The 20128-nt window shown below is 70.7% G+C and carries 22 protein-coding genes; 9 read left to right on the top strand and 13 right to left on the bottom strand.

The features are described from left to right. The first annotated feature begins 199 nt into the window (after positions 1 to 199). Complete coding sequence (locus tag ABFX55_RS37345; protein WP_346127705.1) at positions 200 to 3136, top strand: AfsR/SARP family transcriptional regulator; 2937 nt, start codon at positions 200 to 202, stop codon at positions 3134 to 3136. Between the two features lie 264 nt (positions 3137 to 3400). Here the strand turns inward: ABFX55_RS37345 and ABFX55_RS37340 are convergent, their stop codons facing one another. Continuing rightward, positions 3401 to 4690, bottom strand: coding sequence for an FAD-binding oxidoreductase (locus tag ABFX55_RS37340; RefSeq protein ID WP_346127703.1), 1290 nt, complete (start codon positions 4688 to 4690; stop codon positions 3401 to 3403). An 11-nt stretch (positions 4691 to 4701) separates the two neighbouring features. After that, positions 4702 to 5157 carry a carboxymuconolactone decarboxylase family protein gene (locus ABFX55_RS37335; protein ID WP_346127702.1) on the bottom strand — a complete coding sequence of 152 codons (456 nt, stop codon included), beginning with the start codon at positions 5155 to 5157 and terminating at the stop codon, positions 4702 to 4704. Positions 5158 to 5223: 66 nt separating this feature from the next. On the opposite strand from ABFX55_RS37335, the gene ABFX55_RS37330 reads away from it, so the two are divergent. Continuing rightward, positions 5224 to 6093 carry a sigma-70 family RNA polymerase sigma factor gene (locus tag ABFX55_RS37330; RefSeq protein ID WP_346127700.1) on the top strand — a complete coding sequence of 290 codons (870 nt, stop codon included), beginning with the start codon at positions 5224 to 5226 and terminating at the stop codon, positions 6091 to 6093. Here ABFX55_RS37330 and ABFX55_RS37325 read toward each other — a convergent pair. Continuing rightward, positions 6078 to 7475 (bottom strand): DUF7059 domain-containing protein, encoded by a 1398-nt coding sequence (locus ABFX55_RS37325; protein ID WP_346127698.1) that lies wholly within the window; start codon positions 7473 to 7475, stop codon positions 6078 to 6080. The genes ABFX55_RS37330 and ABFX55_RS37325 overlap by 16 nt on opposite strands. A gap of 93 nt (positions 7476 to 7568) precedes the next feature. Between ABFX55_RS37325 and ABFX55_RS37320 the strand changes: the two genes are divergently transcribed. Continuing rightward, positions 7569 to 7856, top strand: a complete 288-nt coding sequence (locus ABFX55_RS37320) for a hypothetical protein (protein WP_183653396.1) — start codon at positions 7569 to 7571, stop codon at positions 7854 to 7856. Here the strand turns inward: ABFX55_RS37320 and ABFX55_RS37315 are convergent. Genes ABFX55_RS37315 through ABFX55_RS37305 form a run of 3 tightly spaced genes read right to left on the bottom strand, consistent with a single transcriptional unit; the run spans position 7846 to position 10059 of the window. Further along, positions 7846 to 8817, bottom strand: a complete 972-nt coding sequence (locus tag ABFX55_RS37315; protein WP_346127696.1) for an NAD(P)-dependent oxidoreductase — start codon at positions 8815 to 8817, stop codon at positions 7846 to 7848. The genes ABFX55_RS37320 and ABFX55_RS37315 overlap by 11 nt on opposite strands. A 34-nt stretch (positions 8818 to 8851) precedes the next feature. Then, on the bottom strand, positions 8852 to 9466 hold the full coding sequence (locus ABFX55_RS37310; protein WP_221241269.1) for a TetR/AcrR family transcriptional regulator: 615 nt from the start codon (positions 9464 to 9466) through the stop codon (positions 8852 to 8854). Beyond that, positions 9463 to 10059, bottom strand: coding sequence for a GNAT family N-acetyltransferase (locus ABFX55_RS37305; RefSeq protein WP_346127694.1), 597 nt, complete (start codon positions 10057 to 10059; stop codon positions 9463 to 9465). The genes ABFX55_RS37310 and ABFX55_RS37305 overlap by 4 nt, the downstream gene beginning before the upstream one ends. Between ABFX55_RS37305 and ABFX55_RS37300 the strand changes: the two genes are divergently transcribed. Then, positions 10046 to 10513: a winged helix-turn-helix transcriptional regulator gene (locus ABFX55_RS37300; protein WP_346127692.1), complete on the top strand. Its 468-nt coding sequence runs from the start codon at positions 10046 to 10048 to the stop codon at positions 10511 to 10513. The genes ABFX55_RS37305 and ABFX55_RS37300 overlap by 14 nt on opposite strands. Here the strand turns inward: ABFX55_RS37300 and ABFX55_RS37295 are convergent. After that, on the bottom strand, positions 10487 to 11161 hold the full coding sequence (locus ABFX55_RS37295; protein WP_346127691.1) for a VC0807 family protein: 675 nt from the start codon (positions 11159 to 11161) through the stop codon (positions 10487 to 10489). The genes ABFX55_RS37300 and ABFX55_RS37295 overlap by 27 nt on opposite strands. Positions 11162 to 11241: 80 nt before the next feature. Here ABFX55_RS37295 and ABFX55_RS37290 point away from each other — a divergent pair, with 80 nt between their 5' ends. After that, entirely contained in the window at positions 11242 to 12078 is an 837-nt protein-coding gene (locus ABFX55_RS37290) for an SURF1 family cytochrome oxidase biogenesis protein (protein WP_346127689.1), read from the top strand. Here the strand turns inward: ABFX55_RS37290 and ABFX55_RS37285 are convergent. After that, positions 11983 to 12636, bottom strand: coding sequence for a hypothetical protein (locus tag ABFX55_RS37285; RefSeq protein WP_346127688.1), 654 nt, complete (start codon positions 12634 to 12636; stop codon positions 11983 to 11985). The genes ABFX55_RS37290 and ABFX55_RS37285 overlap by 96 nt on opposite strands. Positions 12637 to 12659: 23 nt before the next feature. Between ABFX55_RS37285 and ABFX55_RS37280 the strand changes: the two genes are divergently transcribed. The 3 genes from ABFX55_RS37280 to ABFX55_RS37270 all read left to right on the top strand — a co-directional run bounded on the left by ABFX55_RS37280 (position 12660) and on the right by ABFX55_RS37270 (position 15375). Then, positions 12660 to 13394, top strand: a complete 735-nt coding sequence (locus ABFX55_RS37280; RefSeq protein WP_346127686.1) for a tyrosine-protein phosphatase — start codon at positions 12660 to 12662, stop codon at positions 13392 to 13394. Positions 13395 to 13461: 67 nt separating this feature from the next. After that, complete coding sequence (locus ABFX55_RS37275; RefSeq protein WP_346127684.1) at positions 13462 to 14658, top strand: amidohydrolase family protein; 1197 nt, start codon at positions 13462 to 13464, stop codon at positions 14656 to 14658. Positions 14659 to 14733: 75 nt separating this feature from the next. Beyond that, positions 14734 to 15375 carry a DsbA family oxidoreductase gene (locus ABFX55_RS37270; RefSeq protein WP_346127683.1) on the top strand — a complete coding sequence of 214 codons (642 nt, stop codon included), beginning with the start codon at positions 14734 to 14736 and terminating at the stop codon, positions 15373 to 15375. On the opposite strand, the gene ABFX55_RS37265 is transcribed toward ABFX55_RS37270, so the two are convergent. The 5 genes from ABFX55_RS37265 to ABFX55_RS37245 form a co-directional block, all read right to left on the bottom strand. Further along, the gene (locus ABFX55_RS37265) at positions 15353 to 15694 is read right to left on the bottom strand and encodes a YkvA family protein (RefSeq protein ID WP_346127681.1); all 342 of its coding nucleotides are present in this window, start codon (positions 15692 to 15694) and stop codon (positions 15353 to 15355) included. The two genes, ABFX55_RS37270 and ABFX55_RS37265, sit on opposite strands and share 23 nt — an antisense overlap. Positions 15695 to 15745: 51 nt before the next feature. Then, entirely contained in the window at positions 15746 to 17161 is a 1416-nt protein-coding gene (locus ABFX55_RS37260; RefSeq protein ID WP_346127679.1) for an amidase, read from the bottom strand. 128 nt (positions 17162 to 17289) lie between these two features. After that, positions 17290 to 18240, bottom strand: a complete 951-nt coding sequence (locus ABFX55_RS37255; protein ID WP_346127677.1) for an LLM class F420-dependent oxidoreductase — start codon at positions 18238 to 18240, stop codon at positions 17290 to 17292. A 98-nt stretch (positions 18241 to 18338) separates the two neighbouring features. Further along, complete coding sequence (locus tag ABFX55_RS37250) at positions 18339 to 19007, bottom strand: TetR family transcriptional regulator (protein ID WP_183653369.1); 669 nt, start codon at positions 19005 to 19007, stop codon at positions 18339 to 18341. 151 nt (positions 19008 to 19158) lie between these two features. Beyond that, positions 19159 to 19314, bottom strand: coding sequence for a hypothetical protein (locus ABFX55_RS37245; RefSeq protein WP_346127676.1), 156 nt, complete (start codon positions 19312 to 19314; stop codon positions 19159 to 19161). On the opposite strand from ABFX55_RS37245, the gene ABFX55_RS37240 reads away from it, so the two are divergent. Further along, complete coding sequence (locus ABFX55_RS37240) at positions 19313 to 20080, top strand: hypothetical protein (protein WP_346127674.1); 768 nt, start codon at positions 19313 to 19315, stop codon at positions 20078 to 20080. The two genes, ABFX55_RS37245 and ABFX55_RS37240, sit on opposite strands and share 2 nt — an antisense overlap. The last annotated feature ends 48 nt before the right edge of the window (positions 20081 to 20128 follow it).

Genomic DNA, 20128 nt, shown 5'->3' with positions numbered 1-20128 from the left:
CTTTCTGGGCCTGAAAGGCACGACCGCCCCCGTTGAACTGGGTCATGCCCTTGTGAGAACAAGCATCCGCCGGTGGGCTCAACGCCCGATCAACGCGGAATCAACGCTTTGGTTAACGAAGTGACCTGCCTCTATGGGGAGTGAGGTCATGGACCTATCATTGGTAGCAAATTGTTCCATTGCGTTGGAGACTCAAGGCATGGCTGGTGAGGGACTACGTTTCGCCGTGCTCGGTCCCATCCGCGCGTGGCGTGGGGGCGACGAACTCGATCTCGGCACTCCGCTTCAGCGTTCGATCCTCGCGATGCTGCTCCTCAGGGAGGGTCGCGCGGTCACCCCGACCGAGATGATCGACGCGGTGTGGGGCGAGGACGCGCCACCGAGGGCTCTGGGCGCGCTGCGCACCTATGTCTCGCGGTTACGCACGGTCCTCGAGCCCGATCGCTCGCCGCGCTCGCGCCCCGAGCTGCTCACGTCCGTCGGCAAGGGTTACGCGCTGCGCGCCTCCGCCCTCGACCTGACGCTCTTCGAGCGGGGGGTCCAGGAGGCCGAGTCGATGCGCAAGGCCGGCAGGACGGCCGAGGCCGCCGACAGCCTGCGAGCCGCCCTGGCGCTGTGGGAGGGCGAGCCGCTGGCCGGAGCCGTCGGCCCCTACGCCGAGCACCAGCGCGACCGGCTGATCGAGTGCCGCATCAGCGCGATCGAGCAGCTCATGGATCTCGACCTGGAGCTCGGCAGGCACGCCTCGGTGGTCTCCGAGCTCATCGCGCTCACCGCCGACCACCCGCTGCGTGAGCGGCTGCGCGCCCAGCTCATGCTGGCCTACTACCGGTGCGGACGGCAGGGCGACGCGCTCGCGGTGTTCACCGACACCCGCGACGCTCTCATCGAGGAGCTGGGCATCGAGCCAGGGCCCGAGCTGGCCGCCCTGCACCAGAAGATCCTCTCCGCCGACCCCGGCCTCGCGGTGGACGAGCCCGTCGCCGAGGAGCAGGAGAGCGTCCACGACCTGCCTCGCCCCGCCCAGCTGCCCGCCGCCGTCAACGACTTCACCGGGCGCAGAGAGCTCGTCGCCAGGCTGAGGACGATGCTGTCCACCCAGACCGACAGCGTCCCCGTCGCGACGATCTGCGGCATCGGCGGGGTCGGCAAGACCGCGCTCGCCGTCCACGTGGCGCACGCGTGCGACGACCTGTTCCCCGACGGCCAGCTCTACGCCGACCTGCGCGGCTTCACCGACGAGGCGACGGCGCCCGAGTCGACGCTCGGAGCGTTCCTGCGCGCGCTCGGCATCCCGCCTGACGTCATCCCCGAGGGGCTGTCCGAGCGGGCCGCCCTCTACCGCTCGCTGCTGGCCGACCGGCGCATCCTGGTGCTGCTCGACAACGCGCGCGACACCCGGCAGGTCAGCCAGCTGCTGCCGGGCTCGCCCGGGTGCGCGGCGATGGTCACCAGCAGGGTGAAGCTGGCCGACCTGCCCTCGGCCAGACTGATCGACCTCGACGTGATGGAGCCCGACGAGGCGCTGTCGCTGTTCGCCGCCGTGGCGGGCCCCGAGCGGGTGGCCGCCGAGCGGGCCGCGGCGATGGACGTCGTCGCGGCCTGCGGCTTCCTGCCGCTGGCCGTGCGGATCGTCGCCGCCAGGCTGGCCGCGCGGCCCTCGTGGACGGTCGCCTCGCTGGCGCCGCGACTGGCCGACGAGCAGCGCCGCCTCGACGAGCTGCGCGTGGGCAACCTGGCCGTGGAGGCCACCTTCGCCCTCGGGTACGGCCAGCTCGACGCCGCCCAGGCCCGCGCCTTCAGGCTGCTCAGCCTGCCGAACGGGCCCGACATCTCGACAGGGGCGGCGGCCGCGGTCCTGGCGCTTCCTGCGCTGGAGACGGAGGACCTGCTGGAGTCGCTGGTGGACGCCAGCCTCCTGGAAGCGCACGCGCCAGGCCGCTACCGCTTCCACGACCTGCTCAAGCTCTTCGCCAGGCGGACCATGGACAAGACCGAGCAGCCCCAGGCCATAACCATGGCGATGAGGCGGCTGCTCGGCTTCTACCTGGCCTCGGCCCAGTCGGCGCACCGGCTGGCCTACGAGGGCAGCATGATCGCCGACAATCTGGTCGTGGTCGGCAGCGGGCGCACGTTCGCCTCGGCCGACGACGCCGTGGCCTGGCTCATCTCCGAAGGCGACAATCTGTTCGCGGTGATCGGGCAGGCCGCCGAGTTCTCGCGCGCCGCCGAGCAGCTGCTGCCGGCCGCCGATCTCATCGTGGCCATGGAACCGCTGCTGGAGTCCGGCACCCACGCCCGCGAGTTCGACCTGGCCGCCAGGGCCACCCTGGCCACCGCCATCAAGATCGGTGACGAGGGCAGCGAGCTGCGCGCCCGATACGTCCTCGGCCGCACCCTGTTCGGCGCCAACAAGCTGCCCGAGGCCGAGGAGCAGTTCAGGCTCGTGCTCGACCTGTCCACCACCCGTAGCGAGCGCGTCCTCATGGGCGAGGTGCTCAACGCGCTGGCCGTGGTCTCTGGACGGCTGCGCCGCCACAACGAGGCGCTCGGCTGGTTCGACGCGGCCACCACGTTCTACAGGGAGAACGGCGTGCCGGCGGGCGAGGCGCTGGTGCTCAGCTACTCGGCCCGCGACCATCTCGGCCTCGGCCGTCCGGACGACGCCATCGTCGCCGCGGAGAAGGGCCTGGCCATCTTCACCGAGATCGGCAGCGGGGCGGGCACCGCCCGAGCCCGTTACCACCTCGGCATCGTGCTGTCGCGCGTCGGACGCCTCAACGAGGCCGTCCACCACCACGCCGAGTGCCTGGCCTTCTTCAGGGCGAGCAACCAGCGGGTGTGGGAGCAGCGGGTGTGCGTCAGGCTGGCCGAGACGTTCATCGCGGCCGAGCGCTTCGCCGACGCGGTGCGCCACGCGGAGCAGGCCCTGGCCGTCAGCCGCGACATCGGTCATCCCTACGGTGAGGGACTCTCGCTCGCGGTGCTCGGCAGGGCCCTGCGAGGCACGGGGAACTCCTCCAGGAGCGCCGACTGCCTACGCGAGGCCTTCGACATCTTCACCAGGCTCGGAGCTCCCGAGGCCGGGGACCTCAAGATCCTCCTCGCTGGAGCTCCCGTCGTCGTCGAGTCCTAAGTACAACTCCTCATCCAGACGTGTCATCCACACATGGTTGATCAAGGCCGGGTCTCTTTTCGGGTGCGGTGCGTGTTGGCCCGACCGACCGTCTGACCGTCACGCTTCGCCAGGGGGCCCGGTTTTCCGGATGCTCCACGTGACGGCTAGCCGCCTCACATCGACGGCCGGCCGGGCGACACGCCCCGTTTCTTTCGAACCCCCCGGGGCGTGTCCACGACCTCGAGCGTGCTCCGGCGCGCATGCAAACCAATCAACGCCCGATCAAACGGGGAAGTTGGCGCGGATCACCCGCTGCGGGTCGCGCGCCCGCTTGATCTCCCTCAGCCTGGCGGCCGTCTCCTCGGGGAAGGCGTCCGCCGCCCGCTCACCGGGGGCCAGGAAGGTGTACGCCTTGCGCCCGCTGACGTAGCCGTCGAGCGCACGGACGAGCCTGTCCTGGGCCGAGGTGACGGCCTGAGCCAACTGCGGGTTGAGCGACAGGCCCAGCATGTAGAGCAGGTAGGGCTCGCTCACGGCCGCGGCCGCGCCCTGCCCCTGCTCGGCCAGTGCCCCGCCCAGGTGCCTGAGCTGGACGTTGATCAGCGGCTCGGTCGGCTCGGCCAGCAGGATCTCCACGGCCGAGTCGTCGAGCCCGGTCAGCAGCTCCGCGCGGGACAGCGCGGGGCCGGGGTCCTTGGGCTCCGCGGCGATGTCGCCCAGGTCGGCCACGGCCATGTCGGCGCGCGTGTCGCTCATCACCCCGTCGATCTTGTCGAGGCGGCCAAGCAGGGACTGCGCCTCGGCGCTCTCGCCCAGGTAGGTCACGTCCACGGCGACCATGGGCGGCGCAGAGGGGAAGCGCAGCCGGTTTAGCCAGACCGACAGCTCGGGCGGGGCCTCCGCGGTGATCTCCCTGAAGGCGGCCAGCACCTCGGCCGTGCGGTCGGCGTGCCAGATCATCCGCCCGCCGTACAGGTGGGGGGCTGGGTAGAGGTCGAATTCGATCGCGGTGACCAGCGCGTAGTCGCCGCCGCCGCCCCTGAGCGCCCAGAACAGGTCGGCGTCGGAGTCGGAGTCGGCGCTGACCCTGGCCCTGGTGCCGTCGGCGTCGACGGTCTCGAAGGCCCTGACGCTGTCGGCGGCCCAGCCGTACGCGCGGCTGAACCAGCTCAGGCCGCCGCCGAGGGTGTATCCGGCCACCGACACCACGGGCGAGCTGCCCGCCAGGGCCGTCAGGCCGTGCGCGCCCGCGGCGGCCTGGACCCGGCCCCATCTGGCGCCCGCGCCCACGCGGGCCCAGCGCTCGTCCGCGTTGATCCGCACCTCGTCGAGCCTGCCCGTCCGCAGCAGGATCGCGCCCTCGGTGTCGCCCGACGCGCCGTGGCCGCTCGGCTGCGCCGTCACCGACAGCCCCACCTGCCTGGCGTGGCGGACCACCGCCGCCACGTCGTCGGCGTCCTGGGCCTCCACCACGGCCGCGACCGGCTGGGCGACCGACAGGTTCCACGGCTTCGCCGCCTGCTCGAACCCCTCGTCACCGGGAAGAAGCATCGTGCCCTTGATGTTCGTCATCTCTCGCTCCTCTAGGACCAGTCGCCTGCGACCTGCTTGGTGCTCGCGTTGAGCCGGTTCCACAGATTGACCGTGGCGATCGCCAGGACCAGCGCCCCGAGCGCCTGCTCGTCGTAGTGATCGGCGGCGGCGTCCCAGATCTCGTCCGAGACCGACTCGGGCCGGTCGGCCAGCCGGGTGACGGCCTCGGCCAGCGCCAGCGCGGCCCGCTCCTCGTCGGTGAAGTACGGCGTGTCCCGCCAGCCCGCCACCGACCAGAGCCGCTCGTCGCTCTCCCCCGCCTTCTTGAGGTCGCGGGCGTGCATGTCGACGCAGACGCCGCAGCCGTTGATCTGGCTCGCGCGAAGGTAGACGAGATGGAGCGTGATCTCGGGCACACCGCTCTTCGTCACGACCTTGCCGAGCTTCAGGAGGGTCTGCATCGCGTCGGGGACGACGACCGCGGGGTTGCCCATTCGTGCTTTCATGAGTGGTTCCTCCAGTGTTCTTGGCCTGTCACCTCCATGACGACCCGCGACGAGAGAATGTGACCGATGGACGCGAACAATGAGCTGGCCCTGCGATTCGAGGAGCACCGCACCCATCTGAAGGCGGTCGCCTACCGGATGCTCGGCTCGTTGAGCGAGGCGGACGACGCCGTCCAGGAGGGCTGGCTGCGGCTGAGCCGTACCGACACCGGTGACGTGGAGAATCTGGGCGGGTGGCTGACCACGGTGGTCGGACGGGTCTGCCTGGACATGCTGCGCTCACGCGAGCGGCGCGAGGAGCCCGTGGGCGAGCGGCTGCCCGATCCGATCGTGGTCAGCGACCAGCCGGGGGATCCCGAGCGTGAGGCGATGCTGGCCGACTCGGTCGGTCTGGCGATGCTCGTGGTGCTCGACACGCTCGCACCCGCCGAGCGGCTCGCCTTCGTGCTGCACGACATGTTCGCGGTGCCGTTCGAGGAGATCGCGCCGATCGTCGAACGCGCCCCCTCCGCCACCAGGCAGCTGGCCAGCAGAGCGCGCCGCAGGGTGCAGGGGGTGACCCCGGTGCCCGACAGCGACCTCTCCCGTCAGCGCAAGGTGGTCGACGCCTTCCTGGCGGCCGCTCGCGGCGGCGACTTCCAGGCGCTCGTCGCGGTGCTCGACCCGAGCGTCGTGCAGCGCGCGGCCACTCTCGGCCACCTGAAGGTGCTGCGTGGCGCCGCGGCCGTGGCCGAGCAGGCGATGACCTTCGCGCGCGTGGCCTCCGGCGCGCACCCCGTGCTGATCAACGGCGCCGCGGGCGTGGTGGCGGCGACGCCGGACGGCCGGCCGTTCTCCCTGCTGGCCTTCACGATCGTGGACGAAAGGATCGTCGAGATGTACGCCTTCGCAGGGCCGGAGCTCGTGGACGAGTTCGCCGGTCAGAGCTGGAAGTAGCCCTCGGCGATCAACGGGCGGAGGGCGTCGGCGCGCAGGTGCTCGCCGTCGCCCACCAGCTCGGCGATCACGTTGAGCAGCGGGCCAAGAGCCAGCTCGCCGTCGCAGACCCCGGCCAGCGCCGCCTCCACCGTGCCGACGTCGGTGCTGCGGAGCAGGCCGCGGGTCTGGCGCAGCACGATGCGTGAGGGGTCCTCGGCTCCTGGCGCGCCGATGCGCTCGTCGAGCAGGCCCTCGGCGACGCGCAGCCTGGCCGTCTCGAGGTCGCGGGTGCGGTGGGCGGCGGCGATCGAGTCGAGCACGTCGTCCACGTAGCCACCGACGGGCAGCGCGACCTGGTGGGTCAGGCGCTCGACGCGGACCACCGGGTCGAGCGTGCCCGAGTTGCGCAGCGTGATCCAGCCGAACCCGATGCCCTCCACCCTGTTCGCCTCGAACCAGGACAGCCACTCGTCGTAGCGGGCGGCGTAGGCGGGGGTGCCCTGCTCGGCCGCGTCGCGCAGCCACAGCTCGACGTACTCGGCGGGGTCCTGCACGTCGCGCTCGACCACCCAGCCGTCGCAGCCCGTCTCCCCCACCCAGCCGCCCACCCTGTCGCGCCAGTCCTCGCCCTCGACGTGCAGCCAGTTGGCCAGGAACTGGGCGTGGCCGTGGGGGTTGAGGTAGGTGGGCGCCTGCCGTACGAGGTCGCGGCAGAAGGCGTCGCCCTCGGCGCCGGTCTCGCGGTAGGTCAGGTGGCCGCCCGGTGAGATCACGAAGGGCGGGTTGGAGACGACGAGGTCGAACAGCTCGCCCTCGACGGGCTCGAACAGCGAGCCGACGCGGGCGTCCACGTCCGTGACGCCGGACAGCCGCCAGCTCAGGCGGGCCAGCTCCACCGCTCGCGGGTTCAGGTCGGTGGCGACGATCCTGTCGGCCCGCTCGGCCAGGTGCAGCACCTGCACGCCGCAGCCGGTGCCGAGGTCGAGCGCGCGCTCGACCGGCCTGCGGGAGACGAGCTGGGCGAGGTTGGCCGAGGCGCCGCCCGCGCCGACGACGTGGTCGGAGCGCAGCGCGGGGTCGCCGGGCCTGACCTTCCTGTCGGAGACGACGAAGTAGTGCTCCTCCCACGGCTGCAGGTGCACCGTGGAACGCACCTCGTCGCCGTCGAACTCGACCAGGCCCGACTCCATCACCTCGAACGGCAGGCCGGCCGCGCTGACGGGCACGCCGAGCCACCACAGGCGGATCAACGTGTCGAGCGGGTCGCCGCTCCTGGTCGCCCTCAGCGCCGGGACCAGCTCCTCCCTGGCCAGCGCCGAGGCCGCCATGTCGCCGAGCCGTTCACGAACGCCGTCGATCGTGTAGCCGGTCTTCAGGAGATGGTCGCGCAGTCGTTCCACCCGCTCATCCTAGATCCGAAACTGAGGGTAATCGCACCGTTACGTCTGTCATACTCCTTGTGCACCACCACTGCGCCGGAGGAAACGGAACCGATGCTGCTTCCCTGCCTCGCCTGCGAGACCAGGTTCAGGCCCGAGGAGTACTTCAGCGCCTGCTCCGACTACGACCGCGGACTCGACAGGGTCGCGTGGACGTGTCCGAGCTGCGGCAACCGCGACGACCTGCGGGTCTTCACCGGTGAGCTCGGCTTCGGCACCGCCGGGCACGGCCGCTTCGACGTCCACGACAGGGTGCGGGTCCCCGGTCTGCGGCGGCACCGGCACGAGATCGCCCTCGACATCACCCTCGACCGCCGCCACTGGCACGTTCCTAGGCGGTGATGCGCGCGCCCACGGGCGTGCAGGCGTGCGTGGGCGCTTCGCCGCGCAGGAGCCTGGCGATGTCCTCCACGATCGACTCGGCCCTGTCCTCGGCCGTCTCGCCCGTGGCCTGGCCCAGGTGCGGGGTCAGCACGACGTTGGGCAGCCTGGCGAGCGGGTGCGCGGGGTCCAGCCACTCGCCCTCGAAGTGGTCGAGCCCCGCCCCGCCGAGATGGCCCCATCGCAACGCGTCGACGAGGGCGGACATGTCGTGCAGCGCGCCGCGAGAGGTGTTCAGGTAGATCGCTCCAGGCCGCATCGAGGCCAGCTCGGTATCGCCGATGAACCCTCTGGTCTCGGCGGTCACGGGCACGTGCAGCGACACGACATCGGCCTCCGACAGCAGCTGGGGCAGGGTGTGGGTGGCCTCGGGCACGTAGGGGTCGCACGCGATCACCCGCATCCCGAGCCCCTGGGCGCGCCACTGCACGGCCCTGCCCACCCTGCCGAGCCCGACCACCCCGAACGTACGGCCCGACAGCCGCGAACCCCGGTAGCGCTCGGCGGCCGGCACCCGCTTGCGGCCTGCCGTGCCCCGCCGTACCTCTCTGTCGGCGGCGACGATGTTCCTGCTGACCGCGAACAGCAACGCGAGCGTGAGCTCGGCGACGGCGTCGGCGTCCTGGTCGGTGTCGTGGAGCACGGTCACGCCGTGCTCGGCGGCCAGCGCCAGGTCGATGGTGGTGAGGGCGCCCATGCAGGCCACGATGTCGAGGGGAAGGTCGAGAACGCATCGGCGGACCTCGTCGTGGTCGACGATCAGGACGCCGGCGCCCGTCTCGATCACCAGGTCGGCCAGCCGCTCGTCGGAGAAGCCGAGACGGGGTTTTTCGGCGACCTGGACCACGTCGGCCACCTCGCGCAACCGCGCGAGGGCGCGCTCCGGCAAGCCGGTCAGGAGAAGCGCACGCGGTCGTCTCACAATCGCGACAATAACACCACAGAGGGTGCTTGGATCATTGCTCCCTGTCGCTCTGGCGCAGGCTCTGCCATGCCGCCTGACCCAGGCCCTTGATCTCCTCCTCGCTCGGGGCGTGCGCGCCCGCGAACCACAGGCGGCACATCTCCTGGGCGGGACCGAGCCAGAGCACGTAGCACATCGTCGGCGCGACCGGCTGGAGCAGGCCGTTCTTCATGTGCGGGCGCCACCAGTCCGCGACCTGGCGGAAGAAGGCGCGGCGGGCCTCGGCGACCTCAGGGCCGCCCGGCTCGTTCTTGCGCGGCGGGCGCTCGCTGATCAGGATCCTGGCCCGCTCGGGGTGCTCGCCCGCCCAGCGCATGTGGAAGGCCACCACCGCCTCGATGCCGGCGCGGGCGTCCTGGTGTCCGACCAGCTCGGCGACGAACGCCTGCTGGTAGGCGTTGAGGATCTCCGAGTAGAGCACGCCGAAGACGTGCTCCTTGCTGGCGAAGTGGTGGTAGAAGCTGCCGACGCTGACGCCGCTCTCTTCGCGGAGGCTGGCCAACGTGGTGGCGGAGACCCCGTCCTGGCTGAAACGCCTGAGGGCGCCCTCGATGATGCGGGTGCGCCCGTCGCGTCCGTTCTTGGCACCACTCACGTGCGTCTTCATGAGGTCAATGGTGGGCCAACAGAACGTTGTTCCGCAAATACCACGGCCGGTTGGATCATAGCGGTCACTTCGACAGCCCCGGAAGAGACTGTCATCTTCGCGTCTGGCCACATCCTCCTGATGAGCTTGAGGACCTTTCTGTTCTCGCCGAGGACGTCCATGCCGACGGTCGTCGCGCCGGCGCCTGCGGCCCTGCCGAGGAGCGTGGCGATCAGCTTCCGCCCGAGTCCGCGACCCTGCCACTCGTCGGTGACCACGATCGCGATCTCCACGTCCGCGAGGCCACCCCTGTAGCTCATCGCATGGCCGATGATCTCGCCGTCCCGCTCGGCGACGATCGCGTCACGCTGGCCGTCCACCGCCAGCAGCGCGCGCACCAGGGCGTCCTTGGGCGACTGGATCCCGGTGAAGAACCTCAGGGTCTGGGTGTGGAGCGACAAACCCACCAGGAAGCGCCTGATCCGCGCCTCGTCGTACGGCCCGGCAGGACGGATCTGAGTTCCAATCACAGACTCAGCATTCCGCCGCACGCTGAGTCTGTCAATTGGACTCAGCGTGTGCGCGAAGTACTCTTCACCTATGAGCGTGCGCATCCGGGTGGACAACTGCTCGATCGAGCGGACCCTGGACATCGTCGGGGAGAAGTGGACCTTCCTGGTGCTACGCGAGGCGTTCAGCGGCATACGGCGCTTCGCCGACATGCAGGCCGTCACGGGCGCCCCGCGCCAGGTGCTGAGCGCGCGGCTGAACCGCCTGGTGGACGAGGGGCTCCTGCGCAAGGTGCCCTACCGCGACCCAGGGCAGCGCCAGCGTGACGAGTACCGCCTCACGCAGAAGGGCCGCGACCTCTATCCGATCCTGGTCGCGCTGATGCACTGGGGCGACAAGTACGTGGCCGACGACGACGGGCCACCCGTCCTGCTCACGCACCGCGGCTGCGGCGCCGTGCTCGAGCAGCACTTCAGGTGCGCCGACGGGCACGAGGTGGAGGGCCCGCGCGAGGTGACGGCGCTGCCGGGCTCAGGGGCGAAGCTGAAGAGCGCCTAGGGTCCTGCGGAAGTCGAGCACCGATCCGAGGGCCACGCCGCCCAGGAGCAGGGCCACGCCGGCCGTGCGGACGACCAGGAAGACGCCCATGGCCTCGTGGAACAGCATCCACAGGGTGAAGGTGCCGTTGAGCAGCTGTGCGCCTCCCCACAGGAGCGACTGGCGGGCGAAGAAGCGGCGCATCAGCGGATGCCGCTGGACCTCGTCGGGCATGGGCACCAGGTCGGCCGCCACCCGCTGGAGCATCGGCCTGCGCGCCCTCGTCGTGCACAGGAAGGTCGCGCTGGCGCAGAAGATGCCCAGCGTGGGGATGAGGAAGAACCACTTCGGGTCGTGGAAGACCACCGCGAGCACCAGCCGTACGGTGACCATCAGGGCGGCGAGGAGCACCGAGCCGGGCACGTCGGAGCGCTTCACCAGCCGCCAGCCCGCGCCGCCGTAGACCCACAGGACCATCGCCGCGATGCCGCCGGGGATGCCGGCCACGATCAGCCCCAGATAGAACGAGGCCACCGGCATGATCATGCTTTCGAGGACCCTGGGCGCGGCATGTCGGAGGATCGCCGACATGCGCGGCATGACGACCGTATGAGGCGCGGTGAGCACGGCCATGAAGAGGTGCAGCTCCTGAGGGGGATGGGGAGACAAATCCCGACCGTAGACGATGACCGCGCTCTCTGTCCCGGGTTCGGTGCCGGACCGGTGTGGGGAGTGCCTACCCTGAAGACGTGTACCGGTTCCTGCTCACGCCCAGGTGGCTGGCGCTCCACGTGGTGGTGCTGCTGGTCATCCCCGCCTTCGTCTTTCTGGGTCAGTGGCAGTTCGGGCGCTACGAGGAACGCTCGGCCAACAGCGACGTCGTCACGAGGAACCTCGAGGCCGAGCCCGTTCCTCTCACTGAGCTCGTCGCTCCCGGCGGGGCGGTCGACAACGGCAACCGCTACAGAACTGTCACCGTCCAGGGCACCTACGACCCCGCCCACGCGCTGCTGGTCCGCAGGCGCACGCAGAACAGCCAGCTCGGCTTCTACGTGCTGACCCCTCTGGTGACAGGCCAGGGCCAGGCGGTGCTCGTGAACAGAGGCTGGGTCAAGGCGGGCGCGACGGCCGACGCCCTGCCCGAGGTGCCCGCCGCGCCTTCGGGCCAGGTGACCGTCACAGGACGGCTGCGGCCGAGCGAGACCGAGACCTCCTCGGGCATCAGGGATCGCGGCGGGCTGCCCCCTGGCCAGGTGCTGCTGATCAACGCCAAAGCCATCGGCAGGGGCCTGCCGTACGAGCTGGTGGGCGGGTACGTCTCGCTGACCGAGCAGCGGCCCACGATCTCGCCTGCGCCCGAGCCCGTGCCCCCGCCCGACGTGGGCGCCGGTGGCGGCCTCAACTTCGCCTACGGCATCCAGTGGTGGCTGTTCATCGGGGTGGCCGTCGGCGGGTGGCTGCTGATGATCAGGCGCGAGGTGAAAGACAGGTCAGCCGAACAGGCTGGAGAGCCCGACGAGACCCAGCCCGCTGACGAAGGCGAGCAGGATCGCCACAAGACAGCCGCTCCCTCCGTCGAGGCGTGAGCGGGCGGGCGGCATCGGCTCGTCCATGGCCGCCCAGATCGGCCGCGGCTCCAGCAGCAGGTAGAGGGGCGCGCCGACGCCCCCGACGGAGAACATCCAGAACCAGCCCCACCTGTTGGCGTAGCGCGGGCGCGACCTGGCAAGCATCGCGAGCAGGGTGCCGAACCAGGCGACGGGCACCAGCCATGCGTGACGGGCGGGCACGTCCTCGAACCAGTCGGGCGGCCAGCTGTCATGGTCGGCGCGCACCACGGTGGCGCCCGGCGGCCCGGCCGCGTCGAGCAGACGGTTGATCTCGTGAACGCTCTTGGAATCGTCCAACGGCAGCCGGCGCCAGCCGACGGGTCCGTCCGACCAGCGCGCCTCACGCGGATGGGGCAGGTAGACGACCGTGTCCCCGTCGCCGAGCGCCGCGCGCAGTTCCTCCATGGTTCCCTCGCGGGTGAAGGTGCTCAGCGCGCTCACCAACCCGCCCCACAGCAGGATCGACAGGAGCGCCACGCGGACGAGCAGTCCCACGACCCGCCACGGCGTCCTGACCACTGGCTGCCCTTCCATGCTCCCAAAGTAGGGTATTTCCCGTGACGCGCCATCTCGAATTCCTGCGGCTCCACAACTTCCGCGATATCGGCGGATATGTCACCCGTGACGGGCGGACCGTGCAGTGGCGGCGGTTCTACCGCGCCGACTCCCTCGGCTGGCTGTCGGGCGACGACCTCGACAGGTTCCGGGCCCTCGGGATCCGCACGGTGCTCGACCTGCGCCACCCCTTCGAGATCGAGCGCACGGGCCGCGTCCCCGACGCCGACGGCCTGACCTACCACAACCTCCCCGTCGAGGTCCGCAGGTGGAACGTCGAGACCTATGACCCCGAGCTGGGCGTCGGCAGGTTCCTGGCCGACCGCTACCTGGAGGTCACGGAGGACGGCGCCGACCGGCTCGGCTTCGCCGTCCGGACCATCGCGGACGAAGCCGGCGCGCCCGTCGTCGTCCACTGCGCGGCGGGCAAGGACCGCACCGGCGTCCTCACGGCGCTGGTGCTGTCGCTGGTCGGCGTCGCCGAGGACGACATCGTCGCCGACTACGCTCTCACCGGCCTGGCCACCGAGCGCTTCATCGCCGACTGGAAGGCCAGGCACCCTGAGGTCACGCTGTGGCCGGGGTTCGGCATGGCGCCGGCCGAGGCGATGCGCCACTTCCTCACCGACCTGGCCGCGCGGCACGGCTCCGTCGAGGGCTACTGCGCCGACGTGCTCGATGTCGACCAGGCGACGATCGGGCGGCTGCGGGCCGTACTCCTGGGTGATCCCCGGTGAGCGCCCGATACCAACAGGTGACCAGTCGGCTTGTTCGACGTGATGCGCACGTCGTACCGTTGCCTGCGTGACTACGCCGCTCCTTCCCGACCCCGAGCCGAGGCGGCGCGACTATGTGATCATCTCTGCTGATGATCACCTGATCGAGCCTCCAGACCTTTTCGAGGACCGAGTGGCGGCGAAACACGCCGACGCGGTCCCCAAGGTGGTCGAGACCGAGGCTGGTCACCAGGTCTGGCGGTACGGCGGAGCCACCTACCCCTGCGCGGGGCTCGACGTCGGCGCAGGGCTGCCGCGCGAGCAGTGGACCCTCGACCCCGTCAGGTTCGAGGACATGCGCCCTGGCTGCTACGACATCGAGGCCCGCATCGAGGACATGGACCTCGCCGGCATCTGGGCGGCGCTCTGCTTCCCCGGCATGCTCGCCGGTCAGTCGGGCATGCCGTTCGCCAGGACCCGCGACCAGGAGCTCGGCCTCGCGCTGACCAAGGCGTGGAACGACTGGCACATCGACGTGTGGGCCGGCACCTATCCCGAGCGCATCATCGGCCTGCAGCTCCCCTGGCTGCCCGACCCCGAGGTCGCCGCCAAGGAGATCCGCGCCAACGCCGCGCGCGGCTTCAAGGCCGTCGTCTTCCCCGAGTTCCCTACCAGGCTGCGGCTGCCGTCGATCCACACGCAGCACTGGGACCCGTTCTTCGCCGCCTGCGAGGAGACGGGCACCGTCGTCTGCCTCCACACCGGCGCCTCGTCGTGGTCGCCGGTCCCCTCCCCCGACACGCCCATCGAGGCCATCACCACGCTCATGCCGGCGAGCGCGATGTTCGCCTGTGCCGACTGGCTCTGGTCGGGGGTGCCGCTGCGCTTCCCCAACCTGCGCATCCTCGTCGTCGAGGGAGCCGTGGGCTGGCTGCCCATGCTGGCCGAGCGGGCCGACTACGCCCTCGACCACCCCGTGGGCACCGAGGCGCTGTGGGAGGGCGGCCTGAAGCCCAGCGAGGTCCTGCGCCGCAACTTCTTCTTCGGCACCCTCGACGACCACGCGCTCTCGGGCGTACGGCTGGCCGTCGGCCTCGACCACGTCCTGCTGGAGAGCGGGTATCCGCACTCCGACTCGACCTGGCCCGACACGCAGCAGGCGGTGGCCCGCAACCTCGGCACCCTCCCGCCCGCCGACATCGCCAGAGTCGCCTACGGCAACGCCGCCCGCCTGTTCGGCCACCCGCTTCCCTCACGCGCCTGGCTGCGGATGGAGCAGCTCTGAGCACGGCTTGATCTCAAGCATGGTTGAGGTCGCAGAATGCGGATCGTCTGATCCGTTTTCGAGCAGAGGAACCCCATGCAGGTGGAGATCTACGTCGATGTCCTGTGCCCCTGGTGCTACATCGGCAAGAGGCGCGTCGCCGCCGCGTTGAGCCAGGTCGACGGGCGTGACCAGGTGGAGATCATCTGGCGGAGCCTCGAGCTCGCCCCCGAGTCAGGACGTGAACCGGGACAGAGCGCCGCCGAGGCGATGAGGGAGTGGTGGGGCGACCAGGCCGCGGCAAGGGTCGCTCACATCCAGGCGCTCGGAGCGGCCGAGGGCCTGGAGCTCAACCTGCATCTGGCCCGGCCGGTGAACACCTTCGACGCCCACAGGCTGTGCCATCTGGCCGCCGATCGCGGGCTGGCCGACGAGGTGATGGAGCGGCTGCTGCGCGGTTACCACACCGAGGGGCTCGACGTGGCCGACCCCGTGGTGCTGGAACGCCTGGCCGTCGAGGCCGGGCTGGAGGCGGACGAGGTGCGCGCCCTGCTGGCCGGTGACGCCTACGCCGAGCGGGTCAGGGCCGACGAGCGGCGCGCGGCCGGGCTCGGCGTCACAGGGGTCCCCTCCATGGTGATCGACGGCGGGGCCCCCGTGTCGGCGGTCCAGCCTCCTGCCGCGCTGCGGCTGTTGCTGGAGAACGCGGCTCAGGTCAGCGCTCCACCTGTCCCATGATGCGCTTGCGCTCCCACTCGACGTATCGGCCGCTCTCGCCGAGCATCGAGGCCGCCAGCCACAGGAACACACCGAAGTCGTCCGCGACACCGATGAGCACCAGGAACTCGGGGATCAGGTCGACCGGCGAGACGATGTAGGCCACGCCGAGCGCCATCATGGCCAGCTTGCTCTTGCCCATGCCCTGGTAGTCGCCGCGCATCACGCCGCCGATCAGGCGGGGGATCGCCCTGATCCTGGTCAGGATGCCGGGCGAGCCCGGCGTGCTGACCTCTCTGTACGTCTTCCAGACCGCAGCGGCCCTGGATGCCTTCACCATCGCGAGTACCTCCTCTTCGCGATATAACGCATTACCCGTGAGGGAGGTTCCCTAACGCATGGCGGCGTGATCGAAGGGCCGGGCGTGCTCGATCTGGGCGGCCAGTCGTACGAGCAGATCGTCCCTGCCGGCCGCGGCGATCAGCTGAACGCCGACGGGGAGCCCCGCGGGGGTCCTGTGCAGCGGCAGGGAGATCGCGGGCTGGCCGGTGGCGTTGAACGGGGAGGTGAACGCGACGGCGGGCCCCGTACGGCCGAACGCGGTGCTCAGGTCGTCGGACGGCAGCCAGCCCAGAGGGAAGGGCTGGATGCCCAGCGTGGGGGTGAGCAGCACGTCGTGGTCGGCCCACCAGGCGGCCATCCTGCGGCGGAAGCCGTCGATCCACTGCAGCGCGAGGATGTGGTCGACGGCGCTGCGGCCGCGACCCGCCCTGGCCATCGCCTGGTTGCGCGGCTCGAGCTCGGCCAGGTCGACGGGCTTGCCGCGCCACCTGCCGATGTTCTCCACCTCGGCGGCCACGTTGGTGGCGACGATCGCGCCGAAGTGCAGGGCGAAGTCCGGTTCGGCCAGAGCCTCCGGCCGGCTCGGCGTGACCTCGTGGCCCAGCCCTTCGAGCAGCGTGGCCGCCGCCGTGACGGCGGCCGCCAGCTCGGGGTCGCCGGGGACGTCCTCGCGTGGGTGCTCGGCGACGAACCCGATCCTCAGCCGCCCGGGATCGGCGCCCACCTCGGCCTCGAGCGGGCCCGGCAGTCCGGGCGCGTCGTACGGGTCGCCGTGCACGTAGCCCGTGAACAGGTCGAGCACCGCGGCGGTGTCCCTGACCGTGCGGCTGAGCAGGCCGAGCGTGGACATCCCGCTCCAGGCCTCCCCCGACGCGGGGCCGTAGCTGGAGCGGCCCCTGGTCGGCTTCAGCCCCACGAGCCCGCACATGCCTGCGGGGATCCTGATCGAGCCGCCTCCGTCGCTGGCCGTCGCCACCGCGACCATGCCCGCCGCGACCGCCGCCGCCGACCCTCCGCTGGAGCCGCCCGGCGAGTAGGCGGGATCGTAGGGATTGCGGGTCGGCCCGTAGGCCACGGGCTCGGTCGTGATCGTGGTGCCGAACTCGGGGGTGTTCGTCCTGCCCAGGATGACGAATCCGGCTTCACGCAGGCTGGTCACCGCGTGCGCGTCCTCGCCGACCTCCACGCCGTCGAACGTCCTCGACCCCGCGTTGTACGGCTCGCCCGCCTGACCCCAGCCGAGGTCCTTCACCAGGATCGGCACCCCCCTGAACGGCGCCCCCTCGGGGAGGCCGTCCAGCTCGGCGAGCGCCCGCTCGAACCTCGGATGGACGACGGCGTTGATCTCGGCGTCATGAGCTTCGATCTTCGCGATGGCCGCTTCGACCAGCTCTCGCGGGCTGATCAGCCCCTCGCGCACGGCCCGCGCCTGCCCGACCGCGTCCAGCCTCAGAACCTCGTCCACGCCGTCTCCCTCTTCAGGTGATCTCCCTCCACACTCCCTCCGGATCGCCCGCATGAGAACCCCGATCGGGGCCGTGTGAGCAAGCCCACGCGCGGGGTCCGCCTCGCGGCCGACCCCGCGCGGCCGCGTCAGCGAGCCAGGGCGCGGACGGCGTCGGGGACGGGAAGGTCGGCGGGGACGGGCGCGAGGATGGGGGTGTCGAGCCCGTTGTCGACGTACTCCTGCACCCTGGCCCTGCAGGTGGCCGCGTCGCCATGGACGATCAGCGCGTCCACCACCTCGTCGGGGATCGCCTTCAGCGCCGCCTGCCGATCGCCCGCCGCCCACGCCTCGTGCATCGGGCGCAGCACCTCGGCCCGCCCCAGCCAGTCGTGGAAGGCCGCGTAGGCGGGCACGGTCAGGTAGCTGGCCAGCATCCACCTGCCCATCTCACGCACCCTGTCGGAGTCCTCGCTCACGCAGACGAAGATGCGCGCGATGAGCTCGGTCGAGGGCCCGACCTCGGCCCGCACCTGCCGCACGTCCTCGGGTGACAGCCAGTTCGTGATCGCGCCGTCGGCCTCGGAGGCCGCCAGGTGGAGCATCCTCGGGCGCAGCGCCGCCAGCACGATCTTGGGAGCGACCTTGGGCGCCCGCTCCAGCTTGAACCCCTTCACCCCGAAGGTCTCGTACTGCTCGGACACTTTCTCCCCCGCCAGCGCCTTCCTGAGGAAGCGCAGGGTGTCCCTGGTCCTGGCGTACGGCCTGCCGAACTCGGCCGCGTTCCACCGCTGCACGATCGCCGGGGAGGAGGAGCCGATGCCGAGCACGAACCGCCCTGGCGCCAGGTCGGCCAGCGTCGCCGCCGACATCGCCAGCAGTCCTGGGCCGCGGGTGAACACCGGCACGATGGCGGTGCCCAGCCTGACGCCCTGGGCCCACTCCGCGGCCATCGCCAGCGGCACGAAGGCGTCGGCGCCGTTGACCTCCGCCGACCAGACGTCGGTGTACCCGAGGCCGGGCAGTTCGGCGATGAGCTCCTTCGACTCAGCGAGCGAGCGGTCGAAGAAGGGGATGGTCATGCCCCAGTTCTGGGTCATCGCGAGCCTCCAGGGAGGTGTCCGTCATTACCCAGGACCATACCAACCAGACGGTATGCCGCCATGGGCATGGCGTCGGCCACCGCCCGTAGCCGGGGTCATGCGCGCAGCTCGTGCACCGCCGCGATGAAGTCCTTGGTGATGCCCCGCAGGCCCGGCAGGTGCGAGAGGCCGACGAGCCGGTCCACGAGCGGCACGGTCACCTCGATGAGCCTGTAGGTGCGCGCGCACCCTGGCGAGGTGTCGTGGACCCAGTAGAGGACGATGCCCATGGACATCAGCCACAGCAGCTCAGGCAGCTCCTCGCGCAGCTCGGCGTCCATGCGGTCGCGCGAGCCCTCCACCACCTGCCGGTAGATGGCGATGGAGGCCTCACGGGCGGGCGTGGACTGGGAGCTGAAGGGGCTGAGCGGGTTGGTCGGCTCGGCCGCGTGCTTGAAGAACTTCACCGCGAACTCGTGGTACGGCTCAGACACCCGCACCCACTCCCTGAGCACGCCCGTCAGACGCGCGGCGAAGGAGCGCTCGGTGGCCAGCAGGTCGCGGCAGGCCTCCTCGTGCGCGATCTGGGCACGGTCGTAGTACGCCTGCACCAGTTCGTCCTTGGAGGCGAAGTAGTAGTAGGCGTTTCCCACGGAGACCCCGGCCTCCGCCGCGATCGCCCGCATCGTGGTCGCATCGAAGCCGCGTTCCCTGAACAGGCGCAAGGCCGTCTCAACGATGAGCTCGCGGGTGCTCTCCGATCCTCGGCTGCGCGGTTCGGACACGCTCGTCACTTTACGTTAGACGGGGCCGTGAGGTCATGGAGCCGCACGGTGATCACCGCCACAGGGTAAAGATCGCTTCGGAGGAGGGATCATCCGCCCTGAACCGTGGCATTGATGATTTTGGCGGAAGGGCAACTCCGCGAAAAGGGCATCACATGTGGATACGTTGGTTGGTGCGGTTCTTCGTGGCCGCGCTCATCGCCATACAGACCTGCATCATCATGCTGTCGGGTGCGGCTTCGGCCGCGCCCGCGCGATTCACCCCGGCCGCTGACGATGCTTCCGCCGAGGCTACGCCTCCGATCATGGGAACTTATCGACCAGGGGGCGTCATCGAGACCGCCCGCTGGTACGTGGCCGAGGCTCACCAGCCGAAGGCCCGCCCGCACAGGGCACAGCAGTCCCCGGCGAGCCGCTCTGCGGCGAACCGGCCCGCCGGGCGCCGCGTCGAGGCGCCCCGCTATGAGGCGCGTCACGTCGAGGCGCTCCGCTCCGAGGCGCGTCATGTCGAAGCGGCCCGCCATGAGGCGCGTCACGTCCAGGCGCCCCGCTTCAAGGCGCGTCACGTCGAGGCCCGACACGTCGAGGCCCGTAACGTCGAGGCCCGTCACTACCAGACCCGCACCTGGCGGACGCGCGAGTCCGCGGCGCTCCTTTCCAGGGCCCTGCCTCGCCACGCGGTACGCGTCTCGCACGCCTTCGCCATCGACAGGCTGGCCCAGGAGGGGCTGAGCTGGAAGTCCAGCGGGCACTGCGCGGACAGGCACAACAGGGTCTGCACCTCGATGCAGGCCATGAGGTCGGAGACGCTCGCCGGGGTGATCGACCTGAAGCGCGAGAGCGGCTGCAAGGTCGTCGTGACCGGCGGCACGGAGGCGGGCCACGCGCCGGGCGCCTTCAGCCACGCGGCGGGCTACAAGATCGACATCCGCCACAGCGAGTGCGTGGACCGTCACATCACCCGCACGTACCCGAAGGTCGGCGTCAGGAGTGACGGCGCCGCCCTCTACCGCTCCGCCGACGGCGCCCTGTTCGCCAGCGAGTCCGACCACTGGGACATCCTGTTCCGGTGAGATCGCCGCTCTGCGTGCGGCCGAGCCTCGGGACATCCCGTTCCGGTG

This window comes from Nonomuraea roseola (genome assembly GCF_039535395.1).
GTDB classification, from domain to species: domain Bacteria; phylum Actinomycetota; class Actinomycetes; order Streptosporangiales; family Streptosporangiaceae; genus Nonomuraea; species Nonomuraea roseola.
This window is presented reverse-complemented; position numbering and strand designations above follow the sequence as displayed.

What these genes read in the sequence shown, in the direction of transcription:
- ABFX55_RS37345 (WP_346127705.1), top strand. Translation starts at nt 200, where the DNA reads ATGGCTGGTGAGGGACTACGTTTCGCCGTGCTCGGTCCCATCCGCGCG.
- ABFX55_RS37340 (WP_346127703.1), bottom strand. Translation starts at nt 4,690, where the DNA reads ATGACGAACATCAAGGGCACGATGCTTCTTCCCGGTGACGAGGGGTTC.
- ABFX55_RS37335 (WP_346127702.1), bottom strand. Translation starts at nt 5,157, where the DNA reads ATGAAAGCACGAATGGGCAACCCCGCGGTCGTCGTCCCCGACGCGATG.
- ABFX55_RS37330 (WP_346127700.1), top strand. Translation starts at nt 5,224, where the DNA reads ATGGACGCGAACAATGAGCTGGCCCTGCGATTCGAGGAGCACCGCACC.
- ABFX55_RS37320 (WP_183653396.1), top strand. Translation starts at nt 7,569, where the DNA reads ATGCTGCTTCCCTGCCTCGCCTGCGAGACCAGGTTCAGGCCCGAGGAG.
- ABFX55_RS37310 (WP_221241269.1), bottom strand. Translation starts at nt 9,466, where the DNA reads ATGAAGACGCACGTGAGTGGTGCCAAGAACGGACGCGACGGGCGCACC.
- ABFX55_RS37300 (WP_346127692.1), top strand. Translation starts at nt 10,046, where the DNA reads ATGAGCGTGCGCATCCGGGTGGACAACTGCTCGATCGAGCGGACCCTG.
- ABFX55_RS37305 (WP_346127694.1), bottom strand. Translation starts at nt 10,059, where the DNA reads ATGCGCACGCTCATAGGTGAAGAGTACTTCGCGCACACGCTGAGTCCA.
- ABFX55_RS37285 (WP_346127688.1), bottom strand. Translation starts at nt 12,636, where the DNA reads ATGGAAGGGCAGCCAGTGGTCAGGACGCCGTGGCGGGTCGTGGGACTG.
- ABFX55_RS37270 (WP_346127683.1), top strand. Translation starts at nt 14,734, where the DNA reads ATGCAGGTGGAGATCTACGTCGATGTCCTGTGCCCCTGGTGCTACATC.
- ABFX55_RS37265 (WP_346127681.1), bottom strand. Translation starts at nt 15,694, where the DNA reads ATGGTGAAGGCATCCAGGGCCGCTGCGGTCTGGAAGACGTACAGAGAG.
- ABFX55_RS37255 (WP_346127677.1), bottom strand. Translation starts at nt 18,240, where the DNA reads ATGACCCAGAACTGGGGCATGACCATCCCCTTCTTCGACCGCTCGCTC.
- ABFX55_RS37240 (WP_346127674.1), top strand. Translation starts at nt 19,313, where the DNA reads ATGGGAACTTATCGACCAGGGGGCGTCATCGAGACCGCCCGCTGGTAC.
- ABFX55_RS37245 (WP_346127676.1), bottom strand. Translation starts at nt 19,314, where the DNA reads ATGATCGGAGGCGTAGCCTCGGCGGAAGCATCGTCAGCGGCCGGGGTG.